We start from the raw sequence: 26,981 nt of genomic DNA, 5'->3' as shown, positions 1-26,981 counted from the left end.
AAATTTGATGTTTATATTTGAAAGATAAAACAACAAATCCAAAAAGTGAAGTATAGCAACTCGAGTTTTATAAATTTCGGGAACTACTATTTAGGATGAATTTTTAAATTGTTATAAATATAACTTTTTGTGTTATTTTTATATTTTTTAACTGTTTTTCTTTATCATTTTTTGAATTTTACATAGTTTTGAATTGTTAAAATTAGAACATGAAAGAATCCGATTTACTCAATATTGCACAAACATTTGGAAGTCCAACGTACGTTTATGACGCCAACAAAATAACTTCACAATACGAACGTTTGACGAAAGCATTTAAAAATGTGCCAAAGTTAAAACTACATTATGCCGTAAAAGCATTGTCAAATTTGAGTATTTTAAAGTTGATGAAATCGCTTGGCGCGGGATTGGACACAGTTTCCATTCAAGAAGTGCAATTAGGACTTGCCGCAGGATTTGACGTACACGAAATTATGTACACACCAAATGGAGTTTCGCTTGAAGAAATTGAACAAGCGGCGGAATTGGGCGTAAAAATCAATATTGACAATCTTTCAATTTTAGAGCAATTTGGAAGCAAACATCCAACGATTCCTGTCTGTATCAGAATCAATCCGCATGTAATGGCTGGCGGAAATCATAACATTTCAGTTGGACATATTGATTCAAAATTTGGAATTTCTATTCATCAAATTCCGCATGTATTGCGAATTGTAGAATTGACAAATATGAATATCAACGGAATTCACATGCACACAGGAAGTGATATTTTAGATATTGATGTGTTTTTATATGCTTCAGAAATTCTGTTTAAAGCAGCAACTAATTTTAAAAACCTAGATTTTATCGACTTTGGAAGCGGTTTCAAAGTTCCTTATAAAAAAGATGACATTCAAACCAATGTTGAAGAATTAGGCGAAAAATTAACCACACGTTTCAATCAATTTTGCCAAGAATACGGGAAAGATTTATCATTAATATTTGAACCTGGAAAGTTTCTCGTGAGCGAATCTGGTTATTTTCTCGCAGAAGTAAATGTCGTAAAACAAACCACTTCTACCGTTTTTGCAGGAATTGATAGTGGTTTCAATCACTTCATTCGTCCGATGTTGTACAGTTCGTATCATCACATTGAAAACATTTCAAATCCTGAAGGTCGCGAACGCTATTATTCTGTGGTCGGTTACATTTGTGAAACAGATACGTTTGGAAATAACCGCAGAATTAGTGAAATCCGCGAAGGCGATATTTTAAAATTTAACAACGCTGGCGCGTACTGCTTTTCTATGGCGAGTAATTACAATTCACGCTATCGTCCTGCCGAAGTTTTGTGGTATAACGAAGAAGCGCATTTAGTTAGAAAGCGTGAAACTTTTGATGATATTGTAAAAAATCAAGTGGAAATTGATATTTAGACTTGGTTAAACTCGTTCCCGCGTAGGCGGAAATCTCTTGGATCGCTTCGCTTTTAGACTTTTAGACTTGCTTGCGCAACTAAGACTTAGTTAGAAATTTGGAATTATAGAAGTTTTTAATCACTCAATCTTTAATTTTTCATTTAAAAAAGGTTTCTTTCTTCTGTGGGTTTATTTAACGAATAATTCCAAAAGAAACCATCTAATTTTATTGATTTTCTAAATTACCAATTGTAAAATCCTTTTCTATCAATAAACTTTACAATATCATAATTGACAGCTTTAATGGCTTCAAAAACACCAGCTTCTAATATTGGTTTGCTATAATTGTGCGTTCCTTCGGCATTGTCAAAAAAACGTCCTGCCGGATCAACCATTACGTAACTTCCTTTAATTGCATCGTTTGATTCTGGAACACAAACGGCTAACTCTTCATGTCTTTGTAAAAAGCTTTCGTATTGTGCAGTTGTGATTTTTAAATCTTCTATTTTCCCATCATTTTGCCCAGTAATTGGTAATACTTGAAAAATTTTCCATCGTTTCGGATTTGCTTCTTTAATAAAATCTACCATTAATTCTTTATAATTATGAGCATTCACAACTGTGTTGATTTTCAATTTATAACCATGTGCTTTTATAGCATTAATCCTGTCTTTATAAAATGCTTCCGTCAATGGAATTTTTCGTTCTGTTCTTCCAGTTTTTATGTTTGTTTCTTTATTCAAACTATCAATACTCAACGCAATCCAATCTAAATATGGTTTGTTTTGTTGTAAAAATTCGTCTGTTAATTTACTTCCATTGGTAACTACTGTTGTGTTTAATCCTAATTCTTTTGCGGTACGAATTAATTTAGGTAACCATTTACATAATAAAGGTTCGCCACCAACAAATGTAATTTTTTTGAATCCGTAATTGGCTAACGATTTTACAACTTCTACAGCTTCTGCTTCTGGTAAATGTCCTTTTGGTAAAATGGTTTGTTTCACATCTAAAAATGTAGCAAAACAAAACTTGCATCGCATATTACAAGGTTGCCACAAGTGAAAATTGACGCTTGGTATTGCCATTCTAGACTCTTTTTCTGTGCTTCCAATTCTATTTTTTCTTTTTAATTGTTTAATTTCTGTGTTCATGGTTTATATTTTAAATGGTTATTTTTTTAAATTCTTCTATAATTAAATTCGTGATTTCTTTCGGTGTTAACGAATCTGTATCAATCAAGAGATGATAGTTTTTTTCGTTGGTAAAATCCACGTTATAACTTGATAAAAAACGTGTTCGCATGTTTTCATTTCTAGTGTCTATCGCTTTCGCTGAAATTGTCTCATCAGTTCGGTTTGCGGCTTTAATTCTACTTACTGCTTCTTGGTCTGAAACTTTGAGCAATACATGAAAAGCATTCTGTATAAACTTGAATCCGAGTCGATAATCAATAACTAAGTTGTCTTTCGAATTACATTCTATTTGAAACTTTTTGTCGATCTCTGCATCTAATTTTGGATTTTTTGTACACTTCTGTTGAAATGCATTAATGGTCATTTTATATTCTTCATTAGCCAACTTTCTTGAAAAATTCCCAACGGAGATAAACTCAAAATTGAGTGCTTCTTGAAGATTTTTTCCAATAGTGGATTTACCGCTTCCAGCAAATCCACTTAAAGTGATCTTATCAATCATTTTCTTCTCTTGAATGATGATATTCCTCATGATCTGGATTCATCTGATTTCCGTGATTCACATCATCAGGATGATTGATTGGTTGATTTTCTTTGTCTTGTGTATTCATAATGTTAAAATTTAAAAGTATTTATTAATTGCTGTTATTTATTTTGCGCAACAGCCTTTTTTGCGCGTTCAAGAAAATCTATTTCTTCTTGTGTTGGATTTGATTTTTGCCCATGAGCTTCTTCAATGCGTTTCAAATCTTCTTTGGTCATTTTGTTTACATCTTTCATCGTTTTTACTTTTTTAAAGATTTGTAATACGTTTCTCCTACAGAAACCTTTTACTTTCGAATAGCGCTTATTCTTGCACCAAATATGCTACTCTTTGACATTTTATTTTCCTATTTGGGACAGACAAGCTATATTTGGGATAGAAGTGGTTCTTTTTGTGATAAGTAAAAAGTAAGAAACACGCATAGACAACTAAGAATAGATGGAACAAGGATTATTTGACGATTTGTTAACTGAAGATGATTTACTACTAATCATAAGTATCGTTCTCTTTATAGCTTTTGTAATAGCTTTTAGTAGAAACATATTCAACGTTTACAAAAAACGAGCGTACAAAAAAGAAAATAATGCTTTAAAGGAATACGTTGTAGCCAATGAAAAAGCTGTGACTGGTTATAGTAAACAATTGCGAGATATAGAAAAACTTGAAAAAGAGTTGTTGCTAAGGCATGAAAAAAGTATGTTTCTAGAAAAGGAATTAAAAACCATAAAACGAAATAGCGAGAAGAAGATTTCCACACTTGGTCAAGAAATAAATCATCAACAAAGAGCTTTTGAAAAATATGCAGATTATAAAAGTGTAGAAGCAAATAATACGCGACTTGGCGCACATTTTATCAAAAACGTAATCAATCAAGTATATATGGACTTGGAAAGCGCGCGCGCTAATTATAAGACAATATGGGGAGTTCATTATAAAATTGGAAAATCTGAAATGGGCATTCCTCCTATTGATGCACTAAAGAATATTTTTAACCTATTGGATTATAATGTTGCAGCCTTGAATAAAACTGCTATTTCAATTACAGAAGAATTGAAATATGTAGAAATGTTTTTAGAATTGATTCGCTATTTAAAACCAAATGCTAAAATTGAGTTGGAAGACTTGTTAAATGACGAACAACGTAGCACGCTTGAAATAAAACCCACATTGTTTTTTCCTTTTGTTGAAAATGCTTTAAAACACGGAAGTCTGAACGATGAAAATTCCTTTATCACTATCAAGCTGGAACAAAATGAACATAACAAGCTAAATTACAGCTTAATAAATAGCGCTGAAGTTCAACTAGAACATCCTGTGAAAATTACCGATACTGAAAGTGGTTTTGGACTTAATGCGCTTGAACAATTGATAAACACCTATTATCCTGGTAGTAAATTATCGCACGAAGCATTACCAAACAAACAATACATATCACGATTAACTTTAGCTATTGCCTCATGAAAATTCGATACATTCTTGTGGATGACGATCCAAAAATGCTTTCTTACGTTAAGGAAAAAATTGACACAATTGCAAAGACATACAATTTAGAACATGTTTCAAGTTATCACAGTTCTATAAATGCTTACAATAAAATTAACAATGATTCATACGACTTATTAATTGTAGATTTTGATATGCCAGGTCTTAATGGAATACAACTTTCCGAAAAAATTGCTTCTTCAAAAAAAGTAGTATTTTTAACTTCTACTACTGGAAAACATGGTGAGATTATTAATAATTTAGACATTTCTGGCTACATGAGTAAACCTTTTGATTTAGAAGATTTTGAAACAATTCTGAAGAATAAAATTATTGGAAAAATTCAAACTAAAGGCAGAGTTGAAACAGGCAAAATAAATCTTTCAGTAGGTGATAGTAATTATATGTTTAAAGCTGAAGATGCTTATTATATTACGACTGCGAAAATTATTACCACTAAAAACCGTGAAGGATGTCAAGCAAAAAAGAATTACGTGTCTATTTATGGAAAGAATGACGAAGTTCTCATAGAAAACATTCGTATGACAATTAGTAATTTATCCGAGGAGTTGAAGCCGTACAATTTTGAGAAAATTACACAAAGAACAATTATCAATCTATCGCACGTAAAATCGAGAATCAGTACTGAAATTTCACTTCATCATTGCGAACAGAAATTCGAAATTAGTATAAAAGAAAAGTCTAGTTTTATTTCTAAAATAGCATCTTTCTTTAGTCCGAAAAGATAATCTTTAACTACAAATTCTCATAAAACGTCAAACCGTTTTTATCTAAGTCGTAAAAAGCGAATTCTTTTGTGTTCCAAGTGGTTTTTTTAATAGAAGTTTGCGCATGAAATATTCCTTTTGCTTTATATTCTTCAAATAAATTTTCGGTGCTCAACACTAAAAAACGCAACATCGGACGCTCAATAGTGTGTTCCCATTCTGAAGCATCGTGGTGTTGTTGCAAATGAATTTCCACAAGTCCACGCTTGATTCCTACATATTTCGGATTCGTTTTGTGATCGGCAAAAGCAACTTTAAAGCCGAGTTTATTCACATAAAAACCTAACGATTGTATCACGTTTTTCACAGCCAATACTGGATGGACACTTATAAATTTTACTTTTGCTTTTGCTTTCATATTTTTAAAATTTATTTTTGATCAAATTTACACTTTCTTGAAACTCTAAAATCATATCACTGACAACAGTTGCCGCAGGTTTTATATCGTGAATCAACGCAGAAACTTGCCCAATTTCCAATTCACCTTCTACCAAATCGCCTTCAAACATTCCACGTTTTGCGCGCGCTCTACCAAGTAAAGTTTTGAGTTCGTCCACGCTTGGAGATTTTGTGTATAATTCTTCAATATCTTCGTAAAATTTATTTTTCAACAACCGAACTGGCGCCAATTCCTTCAACATCAATTTAGTACTTCCTTCTTTGGCTTCTACTACTTTTTTCTTAAATTCTATATGTGATGATGCTTCTTCTGTGGCAACAAATCTACTTCCAACTTGTACGCCATCTGCGCCTAAAACCATCGCAGCTAACATCGCTTTTCCACTTCCAATTCCGCCAGCGGCAATCAATGGAATTTCTAATTTTTCTTTTACGGTTGGAATCAATGTCAAAGTTGTAGTTTCTTCTCTTCCGTTATGTCCGCCAGCTTCAAAACCTTCTGCAACGACAGCATGTACGCCAGCTTCTTGAGATTTTAATGCAAACTTAGAACTACTGACAACATGTGTTACTATAATTCCGTTTTCCTTTAAAAAAGGTGTCCACGTTTTAGGATTTCCCGCAGAAGTAAAAACGATTTTCACGCCTTCTTCCACAATAATATTCATAATTTCTTCAATATTCGGATACAACATCGGAACGTTGACACCAAATGGTTTATCCGTTGCTTTTTTACACTTTTGAATATGTTCACGCAACACATCTGGATACATCGATCCTGCGCCAATTAAGCCCAATCCACCAGCATTACTTACTGCAGAAGCCAACCGCCAACCACTTGCCCAAATCATTCCACCTTGAATTATTGGATATTCTATATTGTATAATTGTGTAATTCTATTCTGTGCGAACAACGTCATTCGTGTTATTGTTTTATAATTTTTCGGGTAAATTGTTCTCCGTTTGTTTCAATGCGCAACAAGTACATTCCTGCCGCCAATTGACTCACATCTATATTTTTATACGTTGTATTTGTCGTATATGTTTTGATCGTTTTTCCTACCAAATTCCCCAACGTAATTGTTGCATTTTGAGTTCCTTCTGGGAAATTGATTTGCACAATCGCTTTCGCGGGATTTGGAAAGACTTGAATTGTAGTCAAATTACTTTCAGAAGTTAATAAGGTCTGAAATACAGATTCAAAATTTGGAATTCCGTATCCTAATTGTATTGTAGGATTTGAATATATAGAAGATGATTCGCGAACGAGTTGCATCAATTCTAAATTTGTTTTGTTTGGAAACGCTTGTACCAAACATGCCATTGAACCTGCAATTATTGGTGAAGAAAAAGAAGTTCCATTTGATGTAACTACATTTCCTGCCGAACTTATTACATACACACTTGCTCCTTGCGCTACAACATCTGGTTTTACAGGCGTATTTGGCGTTCTTCCACGAGAACTAAACGACGCATAATTTCCGCTTGAATTAACTGCTCCAATTGTGAAACCATTTCCATCGGCTGGCGCAGTAATGATTCCCCAAGTTCCATCATTTCCAGAATTTCCTGCTGAGTTTACAATGAGCAATCCTTTCTCAACAGCAATATTAGAACCTTTTGTAATAAACGTTGTATTTCCGTCCATATCAGCCGTTGTATAATCGTATTTACTTTCGTCAAACCGATTGTATCCTAATGAAGTATTTACAACATCAACACCTAAACTATCTGCGCGTTCCGTAGCTTCAACCCAATACGATTCTTCCACGGGCGTTTCAGTCGCAGCATCTTCTGTTCTGAACAAATAATAGCTTGCATCTGGCGCAGTTCCAACAAATTGTCCATCAATATAACCTGCCATATCTGACAAAACGTTTGTTCCGTGACTGTTTCCTGTATATAAATACACATCCGAAGTCCGATCTACAAAATCATAGCCATTTAATAAATCGCCATTATCGCGCAATCGCTGGAAAGCTGCCATTGTATTTACATTGACAAATCCGCCATCAATCACAGCAACTGTAACGCCTTCGCCTGTGTAATCGAGTTCATGAAGTTTGTCAATTTTGATCATTCCCGCTTGATTCGAACCATTTCCATAGTTATAAAATACTAAGGTTTCAAACTTTTCTACCGTTCTTTCTGTATTCGCTTCCGCAGAAGGCCTACTGGAAGAATTCAGCGAGCGATCTGCATATAAAATTTGGTTTACAAACGATAAATTTATTAAAGCATCAATATCTATTTGCGTTCCCAAAACATGGACACAATTGAACCATTTTGATTTCGCTTTAACGGTAATTCCCATTTGTGCTTTCACTTGCGTGATATACGATTCGTTCACTGGAACATCACGTTCATCAATCGCAACACCATGATTCATCTTTCGATCAACTGCTTTTTGAGTTAATATAGTTGTCGGATTCGCTATTGAATTAGCCACATCAGGTTTGTCTGTAAAATATACCCAAGCGTGTTCGGTTTGTGCAAAATTGGATTGTATAAAGAATATGATTAGCAATACGATTAGCTTTTTCATTTGTTTAGGTATTGGGTTTTAGTCGCTTTGCTCCTTTTTTGTTGATTTGTTGATTTGTGTGTTTGTCTATTTGTTAATTTGTTTTCACTTTTCACTTTTAACTTTTAACTTTTAACTTTTAACTTTTAACTTTTCGTTATTCAATAATCCTTGTTCAATATTCGATATTTTTTCAACTTCAACTTCAACTTCAATTTCATTTTCAGCTTCAACTTCCCTAAGAAATCACTCCAGAACCGATCAATTCATCTTCTATATACCAAGCTACAAATTGTCCTTCCATGATAGCACTTTGCGGATTTTGAAAATCTACATATGCGCCACCATCTATTTTATGAACAAACGCTTTTTCCAACGGTTGTCTGTAACGAATACGCGCCATAACTTCCATAGATTCGTCTGGTTGTAACGCCAAATCTTCACGAACCCAATGCAATTCGTCGTCTTTTACAAATAATGTGCGTCGGTATAATCCTGGATGCGATTTTCCTTGTCCTGTGTAAATTACGTTTTCTTTTACATCGGTTTCAATCACAAATAAAGGTTCTATTGTTCCGCCAACTGCCAAACCTTTGCGTTGTCCTTTGGTAAAATAATGTGCGCCTTGATGTTTTCCTACTACTTTTCCATCGGTTTGTTGGTAGGTATATTTTTGAGCGTAATACGCCAATTCTTCTCCTTTATTTGCAAACGTTGGTAATTCCTTGTGATAACTTTCTTTTTCTTGCGGAACTTCTACAATGACACCTTCTTTTGGTTGCAATTGCTGTTGTAAAAAGTCTGGCAATTTCACTTTTCCGATAAAACATAATCCTTGCGAATCTTTTTTATCGGCAGTAATTAAATCTGCTTTTGCAGCAATTTCACGTACTTCTGGTTTTGTCAATTCGCCAATAGGAAATAATGATTTTTCTAATTGTTCTTGCGAAAGTTGACATAAAAAATACGATTGATCTTTGTTATCATCTTTTCCTGCTAAGAGCTTATAAATTTGCTTACCATCTTTTTCAATCGTTTCCTTTCTACAGTAGTGACCTGTTGCAACATAATCTGCGCCTAAGTCTAAGGCAATTTTCATGAATACATCAAATTTTATTTCCCGATTGCATAATACATCCGGATTTGGCGTACGCCCTTTTTTGTATTCGTTGAACATATAGTCAACAATACGTTCTTTGTATTCTTCGCTTAAATCTACTGTTTGAAATGGAATTCCTAATTTATCAGCAACAATTAAGGCATCGTTGCTATCTTCTAACCACGGACATTCATCAGAAATGGTCACAGAATCATCGTGCCAGTTTTTCATGAATAAACCAATGACTTCGTATCCTTGTTCTTTCAAAAGATATGCGGTTACACTTGAATCTACACCACCAGAAAGTCCTACTATTACTCGTTTCATTTTTTCTTTCGCTAGTTTTTACTATATCATTTATGAATTGATTTCAAAGTTATTCTCGATAGTTCTACTGAGTTTATCGAAGTACATTTTTTTTGCAAAAAATCACTCGAATTGACGCTTTGTGAATTCATTTCGTCATGCTGAACTTGATTCAGCATCACACGCCAAACTCAGTATTAGTATACAAATATACTTTTGAGTCGTACTAAATATATAATGCTGACAAAGATACTACCTTTTTCGCTTTTTTACGAGTTGTTTCGCGCCAAGCATATTTTCGATATTAAATTTTTACGAGTTTAAGATCCCGCTCTACAGCGGGATTAATTCAACGTACCATTTTGAGTTCGCCTTTCAGGCTTCTCCAAATGGAGTTTCATTAACAAAAAAGCCTGAATGGAAAGAACATTCAGGCTTTTCTAATAGTTTACATTTTAGTTATAGCGAAGACAATTCAAATACTAAGTATTCTAAAAGTCTGTCTACGGTACTGAATCCGTCGTCGTGATTTTCCGTATGAAATGAAGAGTAAAACACGCCGCCGTTTCCAACTTGAAATGTAAACGCCAAGTCTTTATTTTGTGTAACTGTTGCGCCAACATTGTCGCGATATGTAACTGGTCCGTTAAACCAACTGATTACAGTTGCATCATTTGCGCTATCAACTACTTGCCATCCTGGTAAAAATTCGTCAAGTAATATAGTGTCGTTATTGTTTAGTGTAATATTGAAGTTTACTTGTAACCAATCGATTAAATCTTGATCAAAAATGGTTGCTTCGGTAGACAGCGAATTTCCACTTTTATCATTATCTAAGAAATCGATATATTGTTGTCCATCGCCCGTAATTCCTTCTACATATTTATATGCCCAATCTGTTGCGTATAAAATTCCGCCATTGCTTACATATTGTAAAATATTGTCATTAAATCCAGTGAAACTCTCACTCAATCCACAGTTTAAAAAGATAATGTCATATGTTCCTAATAAATTTGGAGAAGCAACTAAATCCGAGAATGTATGAGTTACATTTGGTTGTAGATTATTGTTGTTTTCTGGTAAAAAGATTCCAACATCGTTTCCGTGATTATGTCCGTGATGACCTGTATTTGCAGCTGGTCTTCCAATGCCTGTTCCTTGAATAATGTCGAATAAAGGTTCTTGCGTAAACGGATTTACCAAACCAATATCATATAATACAGATTCAATATTGTCATAATTTCCAGTAACTACGCCAATTCGCGGGAAGCTTTCAATAGGAATGTTTGGAATGTCAAGATCATCATCTTCGGCAACTTCAACTGCACGAGTTGAACTGAATAATCCTTTTTTTAATGAAATTTCATATTCTCCAGCGGATAAGTTTGTTAATGTAAAGCTTCCGTCAGTTGCAGAAATTGTTTCTGAAACAATAGTTCCGTCTTTACTTGCAGTGATAATTCCGTTGACAATTGGGTCAATATCGTTTGGTGCTAAAAATTTTCCTGAAATGCTGCTTTCTGCTAATGGAGCTGATTCGCTATCTTTTTCACAAGAAATTAAAAAAGAAACCGAAAGAACTAAAAGTAGTAATTTTTGAATTTTCATGTTGGTTTTGATTTGATTGGTTTTATGATAGATGTGTAAAACATCTTTTGGTTGCGTTGTTATAAAAGGTTTTAATAGTTTATTTTTCAAGCTATTAAATCAACGCTGTCAATATTAAAACAATTATAATGTAAAAATTCCCCTATTGATATTTTGCAAAACCTATGATTCTTTGCTTTCGCGATAGTTCATGTAAATGTTAATACTTTGTTAGACATTAATTGGTGTCCTTTTTATTTCATCTTTTTTACCGTATATTCGATATTAACAAGTATAAAATCTCCTCATAAACATAAGATTCGTGCTTGTTTTTGTTATACTAAACATTCCGTCACGCAAAATGAAAATCGTCCAAATAGATTCTTGTAAAGAGAAATTAAAAGCACAATTTGAAAAAGTGTTCAAACTGCGTGTTCCTCATGAAAATGCGGTCTACCAAAGTAATGAAGAAGTAGAACGTGAGTATTTTAAAACTGGTGGCATATTTTATGTGAAGTATAGAATAAATTATAAAGTTGGTGACGAACAATGCTTTAGTGATCGGATTATTTTATTTTTCCACAAAAATGGAGAATTGGCATATTGCTTTTTCTATGACAATTTTGTAGTAGAGCAATATCATAAATTCGATCAAGACGGAGACAAAACCATTGAAGCAATTAAAAAATAAGAATACATGAAATTGAAAATAGTAAGTATCGCAATATCTTTTCTTTTTGCAAGCCAAACAGGCTTTTCGCAGGAAGTAAAAACAGATAGTATCGATATAAAAATTGGTCAAATGCTAATGTTAGGTATTGGAAGTGATACTGAAATACGATCCGATAATAAAATTTTAGCAGATATTAAAGCACAGAAACTCGGTGGCGTTTTGATCTATGAAAAGAATATTACAAAGCTGAATTCGGTTGAAAACTTAAAGAAATTGATTTCTACTTTGCGTAAAGATGAAAAATTACCTCTTTTGGTTAGTATTGATGAAGAAGGTGGAAAAGTAAATCGATTGAAGCAAAAATACGGTTTTCCAAAAACGGTTTCGGCAAAATATTTAGGCGAAATTGATAATGTTGATACTACAAAATATTACAGCGATATCATTGCGCACAACTTATTAGATTTAGGAATCAACGTAAATTACACGCCAGTTTTAGATGTTCATAATGATGATAATCCGCCAATTGGAAAAAATGAACGTGCGTTTTCTGAAAACCCGAAAGACATTATAAAACATGCACGGCAAGTGATTTTGAGTCATCGCTATTTTAATGTAAAAACGGTGGTAAAACATTTTCCAGGACATGGAAATTCGAAAGAAGATTCACATTATAATGTCACAGATGTTAGTAAATATTGGCAACAACAAGAAATTTTTCCATATATAAAATTATTATATGAAGGAAATGTAGACGCGATTATGACGGCACATATTGTAAATGAAAAATTAGACGATTCTAAATTACCAGCCACACTTTCTAAAAAGATTATGACCGATTATTTACGTGGCGATCTTGGGTTTGATGGTGTTATTTTTTCAGACGATATGCAAATGAAAGCAATTGCCGATCAATTCGGTTTTGAAAAATCGATTCAAATGGCGATTCATGCGGGCGTTGATGTGTTGATGTTTTCAAACCATATTCCGATGAAAGGTCGCGATATGATTCTTCCAAAAGACATTATTGATATTGTCAAAAAAATGATTGCAGACGGCGAAATTACAGAAGAACGTATTGATGAATCGTATCAACGTATTTTGAAATTTAAAGAGAACTTATAATCCATTCATGAAAAAAATACTAATCACAGGCGGAACAGGTTTTTTAGGTCGTGCGTTGGCGCGAAAACTGAAAGAACAACATCATGTGATACTTTGTGGACGGAATAATTATTTAAATGAACGTGTTCGGAAAGTACTTAATTGTGAAGTAATTCCAATGGATATTACCAATATGGACGCTGTACGAGAAACACTTTCGTTAACAAAACCTGATGTGATAATTCACGCGGCAGCGACAAAATATGTGCATTTAGCAGAACAATTTCCCAACGAATGTTTGGACATAAATATCAAAGGTTCACAAAATATTGCACGAGCCGCCATTGAGCAAAATGTGGAAACTGTTATTGGAATTTCTACCGATAAAGCAAGCGCGCAAACCAATTCATTTTACGGGTTGTCCAAACGTGTTATGGAAAAATTATTTCTATTGATGAACGACGATACAAAGACAAAATTTGCCTGCGTTCGTTTTGGAAATATTGCGTGGTCCACAGGTTCTGTATTTCCGATTTGGGAAAAAATGCTCAAAGAAAACAACAATTTAATAGAAACCACAGGCGCGCACATGCGACGTTTTATTTTTAGCTTAGATGATGCCGCAAAATTGGTTGAAAATTGCCTGATTCACATTGAACATACAAAAGGAAAAATTCTCTGTCCAGAAATGAAAACGGTTCACATGCAAGACGCATTGGATTGTTTTATTGAACTAAACGGCGGAAATTACAAAAAGATTCCGGCGAGAGCCGGCGAAAGTATTGATGAAGTTATGATTGATTCATATGAAGTAAAATCGACTTCAAAAATTGAACTTGGTGGCGAATCGTTTTTCTTGGTTCATAATCATACGGTTGAGAATCCGATTGCAGAATTTGTTTCTACCAAAAATCAAGAAAACCTAGATTCATCGTCATTAAAAAAATTATTAACTTTTGAAACCGACAACATATTTTGATAAAACATGCGTTGATATTGGCTGCTGGACGAGGATTGCGGATGATGCCGCTCACAACCAATACCTCAAAAGCAATGATTCAGTTTAACAATGCCATGTTGATCGGAAATTCTCTGAAACAATTGAAGAAACTCGATTTCGAATCAATCAGTATTACAGTTGGTTATAAAGGTGCCGAATTGGCGGAATACGCTATAAAAGAAGGCGTTCACAACGTTTTCAATACCAACGAAAAAGGAAATTCCTGGTGGTTATACAATACACTTTTACAGCAATTAGACGAACCGTTATTAGTGTTAACGTGTGATAATATTGTTGAGATTGATCTCGAATGGATTTCAGAACAATACGCAAAATTGAACTCGCCAACGTGCATGTTAATTCCTGTGAAACCGATAAAAGGTATTGAAGGCGATTTTATTCAAACAGAAAACAATCAAATTACAACGTTGAGCAGAACTGAAGAAACACCAATTTATGGTTCTGGAATACAAGTTTTAAATCCTAAAAAAATAAACGATTCCACGGAAAAAGCAGAAAATTTTTATGACGTTTGGCAACAACTCATGAAACAAAATCTATTATTTGCGTCTGAAGCCTATACAAAAACGTGGTTTTCTATCAATACAGAACAACAATTACATACCGCAGAAAAATTATATACGTAAACAAATGAAAGAAAAATTAGCACTGATTCTCACGGAGATTTTAGACAATACGATTACGCCAAATGATATTCAAGAAGAAACCAATTTCACAACCGATTTAGGAATGACATCGTTGAATATGATGTACTTTATTTTGGAACTTGAAAATGTTTTTGGCGTGGAAGTTGACTTGGAAGAAATTGATTTAGATACGTTCTTTGTATACAAATCTGTCAAAGAATTTATTGAGCGCGAGCAAGCTTAACAGATGAAAAACAAAGAAGTACATACTATAAATATTGTTTCCTCCATCATTGGTTACGGAGTTTATTTTCCCGCATTGATGATTTATGAACAGTTGAAAACGCTTGGTTATGAAGTAAATATTTATATTATTGAGCGTTTTTTTGATGAAAATGCAATGACCGAATTTGAACGTACAAAAGCAGCTTTTAAAAAAGATGTACGTTTGGTTCAAATCGCTTCTCGGATTCCTGTGAAATATACTAAAAAATTGAGCGACGAAAAATTAGAAACGCTTTTCTATGAATGGAAAACGAATAATTCTACTCATTTTTTATGCTTTTCAGGATTGTGGTTAGAAACGCTTCAATCGTATAAAAAACAACAACCAAATTGCACGATTGATTGTTGCCGCGTAGATTCGGCAGTTTCGTCTACTTGGGGAAAATTCGCTGAACTGAACGAACTTATCACAAACGATTTATCATTTTTCAACGCTTCTGAAAATAAAATTAATTATGTGTTGAATATTCCAGAAATCCAGCCACTTCCCTATTCTGAAAGAAAAAATACTGTTACAATTCACGGCGGCGGTTGGGATTTGGGAAATTTTGCAACGACAACGGAACAATTCACGCAAAACTATCATGTTAACTTGATTGTAAACGATTTAAAAATCGCTTCAAAAATTGAAAATAGTACGTTGTACGCGAATAAACCGAATTGGAATCCGTTGTATGAAAATGGTTTTCCTCCTTTCGGGAGAATTGACTCAGATAGAACTATTGCCTTTGAAACAAATCAAAAACATCCAGGAATTTTGAATGTGCTTGCAAAAAGCAACGCAATTGTCAGCAAACCTGGCGGAATGACTTTAATGGATTCTTTGATTACAGAAACGCCATTAATTTTTCTAAAAACTGTTGGAAAAAATGAAAATAGTAACCAAAAATTGTGGGAAACTTTACAACTAGGAATTTCCATAGAAACTTGGCAAAAAAGTGACAAACAAGCTACACTTTTAAATGAAATACACGAACGAATTATTTCCATCAAAAAAGAAACACCTTGCTTTCTAAAAACGTATATAAATTTACTCGCTAACTCATAACTCACATGCAACCAAAAAGTAACAAACCTTATAAAAAAGAAGCATTACAGCGATTGAAAAAGAAAATTGATTTCACGCGAAAATGTTATACAGAACGCCAAAAAGATCCAACGTTTGCTTCGGAAGTTCCGCATGAAATTGGCTTGAAACTCACCAATAGATGCGATTTGCGTTGCACACATTGTTTTCAATGGAATGATGTTGGTTTTCATAGACATTTAGATAAAAAAGAAGTGAAAGTTCAAGGAGATTTGGACATTGATATTATCAAGAAATTGCTGGACGAAACACGACATAAAAAGTCGCATTTGTATTTATGGGGCGGCGAACCGATGATTTATACGTATTGGAATGAATTGGTTGAATTGTTGGCAAATGATCCGCGCGATACGGTGGTTTGCACAAATGGTTTATCAATTAAACGAAAGATCGATTCGTTGATTAAAATTTCTGATAAATTGACAATGTTGGTAAGCGTAGAAGGTTTGGAAGCGCAACACGATAAACTGAGAGGAAAAGGAACTTTTAAGAAAATTATGGACAATGTAGATCATTTGATTGATTTACAAAACCAAGGAATTTACAAAGGTCATATTTCAATTGCTGCCGTTTTTAGCGAAGATGTAATTCCGCATTTGTATGAATGTTGTGAGTATTTTGAATCTAAAGGAATTGACACCTTGTATTTTAATTTTCCTTGGTATATTCCTGAAGATGAAGCTGCTAAGATGAATGATTTTTATGATGAAAAGTTTTCTTGGCTTGAAAAATCTCGTATTAAACGCAAAACATGGGAATCGTTTGATTTTCATATTGATATGAAATTGTTTGATGATTTGTTGGCGCAAATTCATCGAATTATGGAGAAAACTTGGAACATTCGCATTCGTTTTCAACCAAATTTGGAGTTGCATGAAATTGAAGCATATTTGAGAGGAAAATCACAAGCGCCATCTTGTAAAGCAACGTGTTTGGGAATTTCGAATCGTATGGACGTAATGCCTTCTGGAAATGTGGTTTCGTGTAAAAAGTTCACGGAATTCAACATGGGGAATTTGCATGAAAACGAAATGAAGGACGTTTGGCACGGAGAAACGTTTACCAAATTTAGAGAAACACATAATAACGAATTGATGCCGATTTGCTCAAAGTGTGAGATTTTGTTTTCTAATGGAATGTGATTTCGACTCCGCTCAATCACCTACGTTTCGGATGAAAAAAATATTTTGATCTTAGCTTCAAAAATTTTTAATGCAAAAACTTTTCTGTACTTCAGAAAAAAGAAAACAGGATAATAAACAACAGAGATTTTAAGAAACATGAATCTGTATAAACTTTTAGCAAATAGAAAACCAACGGAAACGTATCTTCAGACAGAAAGTGCGTCATATACATTTGCGGAATTGTTTGTGTTTGTAAAAGATTTTGAAAAACAATTTCTTGCTAAAAATGATGAAGTTATTGCGCTGAAAATTAAAAATCAAGCGTTATTGGTTTTTTGTATTTGGGCGTGTATTAAACATCAAAAATCGTTTGTATTGCTTCCGTTTCAGATAGATACAACACTTGAAAAAAGTTTACTAATAGATGCTTCTTGCAGTTTTGTGATTTCAACTAAAGAAGAAAAAGTGAGTTCAAAGTTTTCTGTGAATGATCTGACTTTAAGTCAACTAAAAAATCAGTCAGAGAATCATCAAACTAAAACAAAAAAAGTTCCATCAATCGGATTTATTTCTAGCGGAACGACAGGAAAACCAAAGTTGATTTGGAATACTTTTTTGCAATTTGAAAAAAGTTTAGAAGCAATTCGAAAACATGATTTTATGCCGTATTGTGAAAATCAACAGGTTATGATTAGTCCGTTTTTGACGCATTCGTATGGTTTTAGTGCGTTGCTAGAATATACACACCAAAATAGCACGCTAGTTATTCCGAGTGAAGCAACTTTTAGTAGCATATTTCGTTTGATTACGAATAAGAAAATTAAAACTATAGTTACTGCCATTGAAGGCGTTCCGTATTTTTATAAACAGTTGCTCGTTTTTAAAAAGAAAGTTCATTTTAGTAACTTGAAACATATTGGTTTTGGAGGCGATTTTGTACATGAAACCGTATTGAAATCGCTTCATGAAATTTATAATACTGTTTCATTTTCTATTCGCTATGGAATTTCAGAAATTCCTTCTGTGATTGGTTTAAACAGGTTTGAAAGTTTAGACAAAAACACAAATACATATAGTATTCTTCCTGTGTATTCAATCAATATTACTGATGAAATTTTAGTGAATTCTATTGATGATTCTACTAAAATTGCAACTGGAGACATTGGAGTTTTAGTAAACGAAAAACTTAAAATTATAGATCGGAAAGCATCTTTTTTGAAAGTGAAAGGTTATAAGATTTCGCCGAGTTATATTGAAAAAGTTATCTTGGATTCTGAGATGATTCAGGAAGTACAGGTTTTGGCTAAGAATGATACATTGATTGCGAATATTATTCCGTTATCAAATTACAAGAAAACAGAATTGATCAATTTTTTACAACAGAATTTACCCAACTATTCCTTGCCAGATTTTATAAACGAAGTAAAATCGTTGGTAAGAACTGCCACAGGAAAAATTAGTAGACATTGATATGAGCGTACAATTATTTAATCTTTTAGGAATTTCGCGCGATTCAGTTTTTGAAGAAAAAACATCGTTTGCAGATTATTTGACAGACTTTATCAAGCAAACAGACGCGTCAGATTTCTCAGGAACTTTGTTACCAGAATCTATTGAAGGTCCGATAAATCCGTGGTTTTTTGCGCAAGAGTTATTATCAAAATCTTCTAAGCTTCCGTTTATCGCAATAAATCCGTGCTTTGTGCATCCTTTGTACGTAGTTCGAAATTTGTATAATTTATCTACATTTTACCAACGACCAATTTACCTCAACTTTATTACTGGCGGATCAGCCGTTGATTCTTTGAAGATTAACGATTCACTTTCTAAGGAAGAAAAATACAATCGTTTGGATGAATTTATCACAATTGTACAAGAGTTGCTCACAGCCAACGAGAATGAAACCTATTCGTTTAAAGGAACATATTACACTTTAGAAAATATCGTTTTTAAAGGTTCTTTGCCTAAAGAATTACAACCTGTTTTTCATATTGCAGGAAGTTCTGAATTTGCACAAAGTTTGATTGAGAAAAAAAATATGACGCAACTTAAAATGGGCGAATGCTTGGCGAATGTTTCTTTAAACAAAGAAAAAAAACTGAGTTACCATATTGGAATTATTGCACGAGAAACTTCTGAGGAAGCGCAAGAAGTCTTAGCTTCTTTTTGTAAAGTGGATAGAAAGCGAACTATTTTACAGCAGATTTCTATCAAACAATCCAATTCGGTTTGGAAACAAAAAGTATATGAAAGTTATAAAAATTCGGCAGAAGATTCAATTTATAATTTGACTCCTTTTGTAAAAGGCTATTCAGATGTTCCGTACTTAGTAGGCAGTTATACTGATATTGCAAATTATGTGCAACAGTATATTGACAACAAAATTGAAAGTATCATCATTGAAATACCAAAGACTGGTTTTAATGAAATGTTGGAAATAGATACTGTAATTACGAAGTTACGTTTGTAGTAAAAAATCGTTCACAATAAAACATGGATATATTGACTTCATAAAATTATTTGAATTATATGAAGTCAATATATGTTATAAAATACTTATTTTCTTAAAGTCTTCCAGTTGGATCAGACGACTGATATGGATCAGATGATTGATACGGTTCAGATGGCTGGTGTGGTTGGTATGGCTCAGATGGTGCTACTGGCGTTGCGTGATCACAACAGCTACATGTCGGATCGTTACAATCTGAAACTCTGTGGTTTAGGTTTAAACCACCTTTAAATCCTCCAAGTAATGATTCTTTTTGGTGAACTTTTAAGACTTTCATTTTTTTATTAGCTTTCATATGTATTCGTTTTAACTATTTTCAACACCAATATAGGTATTATTTTGTTTCGAAAAGAGTTTATAGTAATATTTTAACGTTTTTGTGATGATTTAATGGTTTGGGTTTGAGGAGTTTTATCTTAGGTTTTTGTTGATTTTTGTCAATACTCCTTAATGAACTACTTCTGTTTTTTCAGAAAAAGAATCATAGAAATCGGTAATCCAATGTTGATTTTTAAATATGTGAGAGGAATAAGCGTATTCTAAATCTTGAAACTTCATAATTTTCTCTCATTTATTAAACAAGCCTAAGGTATTCACAAGGTGATTATCAAAATACTACCAGAGAAAAAAGTAATATACTTAGCTGCTATTTCCTATTATTAAAAGTAGCACTCAAGTTTATAACAATGAAATTAAAAATGGTATAAAACGATTTAATACTACTTTTTACAAGAAACAAAGTAGTAACTTAGTGATATCATTTTGATAATTTTTCACTTACCCTTTAAATATCTTACCGATTTAGGATTGTCTTTAAGATTACCACGCATCATTGCGTGATGATATAGATCTAGATCGTTTTCTTTTAAATATTGCACCGATTTAGGATTATCCTTTCGATTGCCACGCATCATTGCATGATGATATAGATCTAGATTGTTTTCTTTTAAATACTGTACCGATTTAGGATTATCCTTGCGATTGCCACGCATCATTGCATGATGATATAGATCTAGATTGTTTTCTTTTAAATACTGCACTGATTTAGGATTATCCTTACGATTGCTTCGCATCATTGCATGATGATATAGATCTAGATTGTTTTCTTTCAAGTACTGTACCGATTTAGGATTATCTCTAAGATTGCTTCGCATCATTGCATGATGATACAAATCTATTTTACTCAGACCTGCACTACTTCCTGCAAAACATCCCGCGAGAAAAAGGAATGTAAAAAGCAACAATAAATTTCTATTCTTATGTTTCATAGCTCAATTTAAATAAATTATACATTTTCTGATGTTTATTAATATTACGCACAACAAGAATTTCTTTCACATACAAACCTTTTTGTATACTTAAAGCATATTTATTGTTGAAATTACAAGAATCTTACTTTAAATCATAGTTTTATGTAATATTTTTTCTACTTTATACTATTTATTTTTCATCAAAACAAAAAAAAGCTGCTCAAATTGAGAAGCTTTTTATTATAATTTGATCTACGGATTCCTATTTACCGTTCTTTTTTTTCTGTGCTTCTGCTTGTTCCATCATGGTTTGCATTTTCTTTTGGAACCTGTTTTGCTTTTTAGGCTTCTTTTTGTTCTCTTCTATTTTTGCATGAATTTTATCGTTATCAATGATGTAGTTTTTGATGACTAACATGATTCCGATTGTAATTAAATTCGATACAAAGTAGTATAAACTCAATCCACTTGCGTAGTTATTGAAGAAGAATAACATCATTAATGGAGAGAAATACATCATATATTTCATCATTTTGCTCATGTCAGGCATTCCTTCTTGTGTAGGTTGTTGCATAGAACTCATCTGTTGTCCTGTGGTCATTCTCATGTAAAAGAAAATAGCAACCGAAGCTAAGATTGGGAATAAACTGATGTGATCTCCATATAATGGAATACTGAATCCATCTGGGAACTGATAAATGGTATCATAAGAAGATAAATCTTCTGCCCACAAGAAACTTTTTTGTCTTAATTCAAACGCCGATGGGAAAAACATAAATAACGCGTAGAATACAGGAATTTGCATTAATGCAGGAATACAACCTGCCATTGGACTGACGCCAGCTTTTCCATATAATTTCATGGTTTCTTGCTGCTTTTTCATTGCATCATCCTTGTACTTTTCGTTGATTTCAGTAATTTCTGGACGAATTACTTTCATCTTCGCCTGCGATAAATACGACTTGTACGTAACTGGCGAAAGTAATAAACGAACTAAGATTGTCATAACAACAATTGCGATTCCAGCTGGTAAGAATGTACCTAAGAATCCAAATAACGGAATTAGGAAGAAACGGTTAATCCAACCAAAAATTCCCCAACCTAATGGCACAATTTCGTCAAGGTTTCTGTCATAAGCTGATAACGTATCGTAATCCGTTGGACCGTGATACATATTCATATTGTAATTTAATTCGCCACCATTTAATTCTAACGGAATAGACGCGCCAAATTGCTTTAAGAATTTTACATCTTTCTCTGGCATTTCACTATCTACAATGTTATCCGTAGAAAGTGTTGCTTTTTTGAAAGTCGTATCTGTTAGTAAAATTGATGAGAAAAAGTGTTGTTTGTAGCCCAACCAAGTAACATCATTGATGGTTTCTTCATCTGTTGCTTGTCCTAAGTAACTATCATTTCCTTCGTCAAATTCGTAGTGTAAATCTGTGTACCGATTTTCGTAGGTTACACTTTTTGCATGTCTAAAACTCTTCAGTTTCCATTCCATGTTTATTGGCTGACTTACATTGACAACTCCATTTAGTCCTTGCGAACGTACGGTGAAGTCAATCATGTAATCATCCTTAATCTCGTAACGGTATTCTAAATATTTGTCTGCAGCCACTTTCAGCTTCATCGAAAGTACTTTGGTACTATCATTTTCAGTATATGTTGGCTCAAATGCTCGATCTTTTGTGTTTATAACACGATTTTCCGCCGTTGTAAAGTTTAATCCGAATGATGAATTTCCATCTTTCACAAGATAAACAGGAAGTGAATCGTAGGTTACTAATTTTTCAAATTGACCTTTGACCATTTGCCCTTTTACATGTACTTCAACGATTTGCCCACCTTTGTTACTAACTTTCAATGCTAACACTTCATTTTCAATCGTTGTTACATCATCCATTGACACTTTTCCGGCATTGAAACCAAACGCACCAGAAGTACTTTTATATTTGGCTAATTGCGTAGAATCGTTAAGATCTAATGTAGTTTCTTCTATAACTGCGGCTTTGGTAGCATCTGTAGTTTGCGTAATTACTTGTTCCGTTTTTGCTTTTTCAGCTTTTGCTGCAGCAAGTTCTTCTTCCGAAGGTAATGTACTATTGTACCAAATAACTCCAATTAAGGCTATTAGAGCAAATCCTATAAATTGTTTGTAGTCAAACTTGTTTTCTTCCATCTAATCGTTTATTTATGCTAATCTTACAAAAAGGCATCTACACTGGTAGACACCTTTTTTCTTTTTTTGTTACTCAAAAAAGCACCCAAATTATGCTTTTATGCCAAAGTGGCATTTTGTTTTTTTTCTGAATACACTAATGCTGCTTTTACGAAAGCAACAAATAATGGATGCGGATTGGCTACTGTACTTTTATATTCTGGATGATATTGAACACCAACAAACCAAGGATGTGATGGCAATTCTACAATTTCTACCAATCCAGTTTTTGGGTTGAGTCCTGTAGCTACTAATCCAGCCGCTTCAATTTTATCTTTGTATTCGTTATTAAATTCATATCTGTGGCGATGACGTTCTAATATCATAGATTTCCCATAGATGTCATGTACTTTGCTTCCTTCTTTTAGTTCACATTCCCATGCACCTAAACGCATTGTTCCGCCTTTATTTTCTACATTTTTTTGCGCCTCCATTAAACTAATTACTGGACTTGCCGTGTTTGCGTTCATTTCCGTAGAACTTGCACTTTCTAATCCTAATACGTTTCTGGCAAATTCTATCACTGCCATTTGCATTCCTAAGCAAATTCCCAGGAATGGGACATTGTGTTCACGTGCATATTGAACAGCTCTTATTTTTCCTTCTATTCCACGATCTCCAAAACCTGGCGCGACTAATATTCCGTCTAAATTTTTGAATTTTTCTGCTATTGTTTTTTCTGTGATATGCTCAGAATGAATCATCTCAACATTTACTTTGATTTCATTTTCTGCTCCAGCATGAATGAATGATTCAAGGATAGATTTGTATGAATCTTGCAATTCTACATATTTACCAACCAAACCAATTGTAACTGTATGTTTAGGGTTTTTTAGTTTCGTTAGGAATTTATTCCAAGTTGTTAAATCGGAAGTTCCTTCATCAACTAAATCTAACTTTTTTAGTACGACTGTATCTAATCCTTCTTCAAGCATTAAATTTGGAACATCATAAATAGTTTTTGCATCTATGGATTGAATAACTGCTTCCCGTTTTACATTACAAAATAATGCTAATTTGTGACGTATTTCTTCAGAAAGTTCATGTTCGGTTCTGCACACCAAAATATCTGCTTTAATTCCGCTTTCCATCAACGTTTTTACAGAGTGTTGTGTTGGTTTTGTTTTCAATTCGCCTGCGGCAGATAAATAAGGGACTAAGGTTAAGTGAATTACAATTCCGTTGTGTTCTCCTAATTCCCACAATAACTGTCGAACCGCTTCTATATATGGTAATGATTCTATATCTCCGACAGTTCCACCAATTTCAGTAATTACGATATCATAATTTCCAGATTTTCCTAGAATTTGAATTCGTTCTTTAATTTCGTTGGTAATATGCGGAACTACTTGAACCGTTTTTCCTAAAAATTCACCTCTACGTTCTTTTTGTATCACACTTTGGTAAATACGTCCTGTAGTTACATTATTTGCTTGTGAAGTTGGCACATTTAAGAAACGTTCGTAATGTCCTAAATCTAAATCTGTTTCCGCGCCATCTTCCGTTACATAACATTCTCCATGTTCGTACGGGTTTAACGTACCTGGATCAACATTAATATAAGGATCTAGTTTTTGAATGGTAGTTCTATAACCTCTGGATTGTAATAATTTCGCTAGTGAAGCCGCAATTATTCCTTTTCCCAAAGAAGAAGTAACACCGCCAGTAACAAATATGTATTTGGTGTTTGTCATTAGTAATAGTGTGTTGTGTTGTTGTTGTTGTATTCGGCGGCAAAAGTACAAAGAAGAATTTATAATTAATAAAGGTTGAATAACTATTTTTCAAGTGGATTCAATCGTTATATTTTTTTTCTGATGAAACTGATTATCAACGTACTAAGCTTTCGTGTTTTGAAGGAGATTAAGTATAATTATGATTTCAGCCTTTTTAGGTAACGTGAGTTTGTTATAAGTTCTATAAAAACCTTACCCATTTTCAATAATGTTTTAGGTTAAAAACCACATTTTCAGCTTTCAATTTTCATTTTCTTTGCTCGCACAAAGAAAACAGAAACAAAAGAAAGTGCACTTTTTCCAGAGGTATTTTTAGTTTTTCTATCGAAAACTAAAACCGCAACCATTTTTCTGAATTATAGTTTTCTAAGCTCTATTAGGTGGAAAAACAGTATTATAAATCCCAAGAAACATAAAGAATTCTGAACGAAAACATGTCTGCTATACTGCGGAAAAAGAAAAAAATTGTGCTAATTATGACCTATTTAAACTTATTCAACTGTCTTTACAATAATTTTTAAAGATTTTAGCTCGAAGCAATCATTTCAGTAACGAAATCAAAACGCACGATTCCGTCGTCATCGATTTTTGTGAGTGTAACTTCTTGTAACGTATTTACCAATTCAGGATTCCAAGGTGCTTTTACTTTTACGTAGTTTTCAGTAAATCCGTGAATGTAACCTTCTTTGTTTTCACCTTCGAATAAAACCGTTTTTGTTTTCCCGAGTTGACTTTCGTAGAACGATCTTCGAAGTTTGACAGATAATCCACGTAACATTTTACTTCGCTTTTTACGAACGTTTAAAGGAACAACAGCTTCCATTTCGGCTGCAACTGTGTTTTCACGCTCTGAATATGTAAATACGTGTAAATATGAAATATCTAATTCGGTTAAGAAATTATAGGTTTCTAAAAATAATTCATCCGTTTCGCCAGGAAATCCAACAATCACATCCACGCCAATACACGCATTTGGCATGACTTCTTTTATTCTCGTCACACGATCAACATACAATTCACGCATATAACGACGACGCATTAAACGCAATAAAGTATTGCTTCCACTTTGCAATGGAATGTGAAAATGTGGAACAAATGTGTTGCTTTTTGATACGAAATCAATCGTTTCATTTTTTAATAAATTTGGCTCAATGGAAGAAATTCGCAAGCGTTCAATTCCTTCTATTTTGTCTAATTCTTGGACTAATTCCAAAAACGTATGTTCGTGTTTTTTGTTGCCAAATTCCCCTTTTCCGTAATCGCCAATATTTACGCCAGTTAACACAATTTCTTTGATATTTTGCTCAGAAATCTCTTTAGCATTTTTCAATACATTTTCCAATGTATCACTTCTTGAAATTCCTCTCGCCAACGGAATTGTGCAATACGTACATTTGTAATCGCAACCATCTTGCACTTTTAAAAACGCACGTGTCCGATCGCCAATGGAGTAACTTCCAACATAAAAATCTGCTTCTTCTATTTCGCAAGAATGCACTTCGCCGAAGTCGTTTTTGGTTAAGTCATTAATATAATCGGTAATCTTAAATTTTTCTGTCGCGCCAAGCACCAAATCCACGCCATCAACCGCCGCCAATTCTTCAGGTTTCAGTTGCGCATAACAACCAACTGCCGCCACAAACGCATCAGGATTTATTTTTTGCGCCTGTTTTACAATAGTTTTAAAACGTTTATCCGCGTTTTCCGTCACGCTACATGTGTTAATAACATACATATCTGCGTGTTCTGAAAAATCTACTTTTTCAAAACCTTCCTCTTGAAAATTTCTAGCAATTGTAGACGTTTCTGAGAAATTCAGTTTGCAACCTAACGTGTAAAAAGCGACTTTTTTTCTATCGTTCATTTCGGTACTTTTCTACCAAAGCGGTAGCGATTTGTGTTAGTTTACCATTTGTCAAGTGTAATTACTGAATAAAATGCACTTGATAAATGGTATTATTTATGTACTTTTAAACCTTACAAATTCACTCAAAAAAAGCGTAATTCTTTCGGTATAAGC

Annotated in this window: 25 protein-coding genes; 12 read left to right on the top strand and 13 right to left on the bottom strand. The window is 33.5% G+C overall.

Annotation, left to right across the window (positions count from 1 at the left end):
- The first annotated feature begins 209 nt into the window (after window positions 1-209).
- Entirely contained in the window at window positions 210-1,415 is a 1,206-nt protein-coding gene (lysA, locus tag IMCC3317_RS21090; RefSeq protein ID WP_160131452.1) for a diaminopimelate decarboxylase, read from the top strand.
- A gap of 224 nt (window positions 1,416-1,639) precedes the next feature.
- Here lysA and IMCC3317_RS21085 read toward each other — a convergent pair whose 3' ends face one another.
- From IMCC3317_RS21085 to IMCC3317_RS23830, 3 genes are all read right to left on the bottom strand, one after another.
- Window positions 1,640-2,551: a viperin family antiviral radical SAM protein gene (locus IMCC3317_RS21085; RefSeq protein WP_160131451.1), complete on the bottom strand. Its 912-nt coding sequence runs from the start codon at window positions 2,549-2,551 to the stop codon at window positions 1,640-1,642.
- Between the two features lie 10 nt (window positions 2,552-2,561).
- Complete coding sequence (locus tag IMCC3317_RS21080; RefSeq protein ID WP_160131450.1) at window positions 2,562-3,095, bottom strand: cytidylate kinase family protein; 534 nt, start codon at window positions 3,093-3,095, stop codon at window positions 2,562-2,564.
- 143 nt (window positions 3,096-3,238) lie between these two features.
- A complete protein-coding gene (locus tag IMCC3317_RS23830) occupies window positions 3,239-3,373 on the bottom strand; it encodes a hypothetical protein (protein WP_262887070.1) in 135 nt (44 codons plus the stop codon).
- A gap of 202 nt (window positions 3,374-3,575) precedes the next feature.
- Here IMCC3317_RS23830 and IMCC3317_RS21075 point away from each other — a divergent pair, with 202 nt between their 5' ends.
- Together IMCC3317_RS21075 and IMCC3317_RS21070 are read left to right on the top strand one after the other, a co-directional pair.
- The gene (locus tag IMCC3317_RS21075) at window positions 3,576-4,598 is read left to right on the top strand and encodes a LytS family sensor histidine kinase (RefSeq protein WP_160131449.1); all 1,023 of its coding nucleotides are present in this window, start codon (window positions 3,576-3,578) and stop codon (window positions 4,596-4,598) included.
- Window positions 4,595-5,368: a LytR/AlgR family response regulator transcription factor gene (locus tag IMCC3317_RS21070; protein ID WP_160131448.1), complete on the top strand. Its 774-nt coding sequence runs from the start codon at window positions 4,595-4,597 to the stop codon at window positions 5,366-5,368. Before IMCC3317_RS21075 ends, IMCC3317_RS21070 begins: the two co-directional genes overlap by 4 nt.
- A gap of 7 nt (window positions 5,369-5,375) precedes the next feature.
- Here IMCC3317_RS21070 and IMCC3317_RS21065 read toward each other — a convergent pair whose 3' ends face one another.
- The 5 genes from IMCC3317_RS21065 to IMCC3317_RS21045 form a co-directional block, all read right to left on the bottom strand.
- Complete coding sequence (locus IMCC3317_RS21065) at window positions 5,376-5,765, bottom strand: glyoxalase superfamily protein (protein ID WP_160131447.1); 390 nt, start codon at window positions 5,763-5,765, stop codon at window positions 5,376-5,378.
- A 4-nt stretch (window positions 5,766-5,769) separates the two neighbouring features.
- Window positions 5,770-6,726, bottom strand: coding sequence for an NAD(P)H-dependent flavin oxidoreductase (locus IMCC3317_RS21060; protein WP_160131446.1), 957 nt, complete (start codon window positions 6,724-6,726; stop codon window positions 5,770-5,772).
- A gap of 5 nt (window positions 6,727-6,731) precedes the next feature.
- Window positions 6,732-8,351 carry a S8 family serine peptidase gene (locus IMCC3317_RS21055; RefSeq protein WP_160131445.1) on the bottom strand — a complete coding sequence of 540 codons (1,620 nt, stop codon included), beginning with the start codon at window positions 8,349-8,351 and terminating at the stop codon, window positions 6,732-6,734.
- 217 nt (window positions 8,352-8,568) lie between these two features.
- On the bottom strand, window positions 8,569-9,756 hold the full coding sequence (mnmA, locus tag IMCC3317_RS21050) for a tRNA 2-thiouridine(34) synthase MnmA (RefSeq protein WP_160131444.1): 1,188 nt from the start codon (window positions 9,754-9,756) through the stop codon (window positions 8,569-8,571).
- Between the two features lie 438 nt (window positions 9,757-10,194).
- The gene (locus tag IMCC3317_RS21045; RefSeq protein WP_160131443.1) at window positions 10,195-11,433 is read right to left on the bottom strand and encodes a carboxypeptidase-like regulatory domain-containing protein; all 1,239 of its coding nucleotides are present in this window, start codon (window positions 11,431-11,433) and stop codon (window positions 10,195-10,197) included.
- Window positions 11,434-11,683: 250 nt separating this feature from the next.
- On the opposite strand from IMCC3317_RS21045, the gene IMCC3317_RS21040 reads away from it, so the two are divergent.
- The 9 genes from IMCC3317_RS21040 to IMCC3317_RS21000 all read left to right on the top strand — a co-directional run bounded on the left by IMCC3317_RS21040 (window position 11,684) and on the right by IMCC3317_RS21000 (window position 19,712).
- The gene (locus IMCC3317_RS21040) at window positions 11,684-12,013 is read left to right on the top strand and encodes a hypothetical protein (RefSeq protein ID WP_160131442.1); all 330 of its coding nucleotides are present in this window, start codon (window positions 11,684-11,686) and stop codon (window positions 12,011-12,013) included.
- A gap of 6 nt (window positions 12,014-12,019) precedes the next feature.
- Entirely contained in the window at window positions 12,020-13,120 is a 1,101-nt protein-coding gene (locus IMCC3317_RS21035) for a glycoside hydrolase family 3 protein (RefSeq protein WP_160131441.1), read from the top strand.
- 7 nt (window positions 13,121-13,127) lie between these two features.
- Entirely contained in the window at window positions 13,128-14,078 is a 951-nt protein-coding gene (locus tag IMCC3317_RS21030) for an SDR family NAD(P)-dependent oxidoreductase (RefSeq protein WP_160131440.1), read from the top strand.
- Window positions 14,079-14,095: 17 nt separating this feature from the next.
- Window positions 14,096-14,746, top strand: coding sequence for a nucleotidyltransferase family protein (locus tag IMCC3317_RS21025; RefSeq protein WP_160131439.1), 651 nt, complete (start codon window positions 14,096-14,098; stop codon window positions 14,744-14,746).
- A gap of 4 nt (window positions 14,747-14,750) precedes the next feature.
- Window positions 14,751-14,990: an acyl carrier protein gene (locus tag IMCC3317_RS21020; protein WP_160131438.1), complete on the top strand. Its 240-nt coding sequence runs from the start codon at window positions 14,751-14,753 to the stop codon at window positions 14,988-14,990.
- A gap of 3 nt (window positions 14,991-14,993) precedes the next feature.
- Window positions 14,994-16,079 (top strand): glycosyltransferase family protein, encoded by a 1,086-nt coding sequence (locus IMCC3317_RS21015; RefSeq protein WP_160131437.1) that lies wholly within the window; start codon window positions 14,994-14,996, stop codon window positions 16,077-16,079.
- A 5-nt stretch (window positions 16,080-16,084) separates the two neighbouring features.
- The gene (locus IMCC3317_RS21010; RefSeq protein WP_160131436.1) at window positions 16,085-17,260 is read left to right on the top strand and encodes a radical SAM/SPASM domain-containing protein; all 1,176 of its coding nucleotides are present in this window, start codon (window positions 16,085-16,087) and stop codon (window positions 17,258-17,260) included.
- A 138-nt stretch (window positions 17,261-17,398) separates the two neighbouring features.
- A complete protein-coding gene (locus tag IMCC3317_RS21005) occupies window positions 17,399-18,712 on the top strand; it encodes an AMP-binding protein (protein WP_160131435.1) in 1,314 nt (437 codons plus the stop codon).
- Window position 18,713: 1 nt separating this feature from the next.
- Window positions 18,714-19,712, top strand: coding sequence for an LLM class flavin-dependent oxidoreductase (locus tag IMCC3317_RS21000; protein WP_160131434.1), 999 nt, complete (start codon window positions 18,714-18,716; stop codon window positions 19,710-19,712).
- Between the two features lie 94 nt (window positions 19,713-19,806).
- On the opposite strand, the gene IMCC3317_RS20995 is transcribed toward IMCC3317_RS21000, so the two are convergent.
- From IMCC3317_RS20995 to mtaB, 5 genes are all read right to left on the bottom strand, one after another.
- Window positions 19,807-20,046 (bottom strand): hypothetical protein, encoded by a 240-nt coding sequence (locus IMCC3317_RS20995; protein WP_160131433.1) that lies wholly within the window; start codon window positions 20,044-20,046, stop codon window positions 19,807-19,809.
- Window positions 20,047-20,524: 478 nt separating this feature from the next.
- Entirely contained in the window at window positions 20,525-21,019 is a 495-nt protein-coding gene (locus tag IMCC3317_RS20990; protein ID WP_160131432.1) for a hypothetical protein, read from the bottom strand.
- A gap of 244 nt (window positions 21,020-21,263) precedes the next feature.
- Window positions 21,264-23,186 (bottom strand): membrane protein insertase YidC, encoded by a 1,923-nt coding sequence (gene yidC, locus IMCC3317_RS20985; protein ID WP_160131431.1) that lies wholly within the window; start codon window positions 23,184-23,186, stop codon window positions 21,264-21,266.
- A 98-nt stretch (window positions 23,187-23,284) separates the two neighbouring features.
- Window positions 23,285-24,919 carry a CTP synthase gene (locus tag IMCC3317_RS20980; protein WP_160131430.1) on the bottom strand — a complete coding sequence of 545 codons (1,635 nt, stop codon included), beginning with the start codon at window positions 24,917-24,919 and terminating at the stop codon, window positions 23,285-23,287.
- A gap of 568 nt (window positions 24,920-25,487) precedes the next feature.
- Window positions 25,488-26,825 carry a tRNA (N(6)-L-threonylcarbamoyladenosine(37)-C(2))-methylthiotransferase MtaB gene (gene mtaB / locus IMCC3317_RS20975; RefSeq protein ID WP_160131429.1) on the bottom strand — a complete coding sequence of 446 codons (1,338 nt, stop codon included), beginning with the start codon at window positions 26,823-26,825 and terminating at the stop codon, window positions 25,488-25,490.
- Between the last annotated feature and the right edge of the window lie 156 nt (window positions 26,826-26,981).

This window comes from Kordia antarctica (assembly GCF_009901525.1).
Taxonomy (GTDB): Bacteria; Bacteroidota; Bacteroidia; order Flavobacteriales; family Flavobacteriaceae; genus Kordia; species Kordia antarctica.
This window is presented reverse-complemented; position numbering and strand designations above follow the sequence as displayed.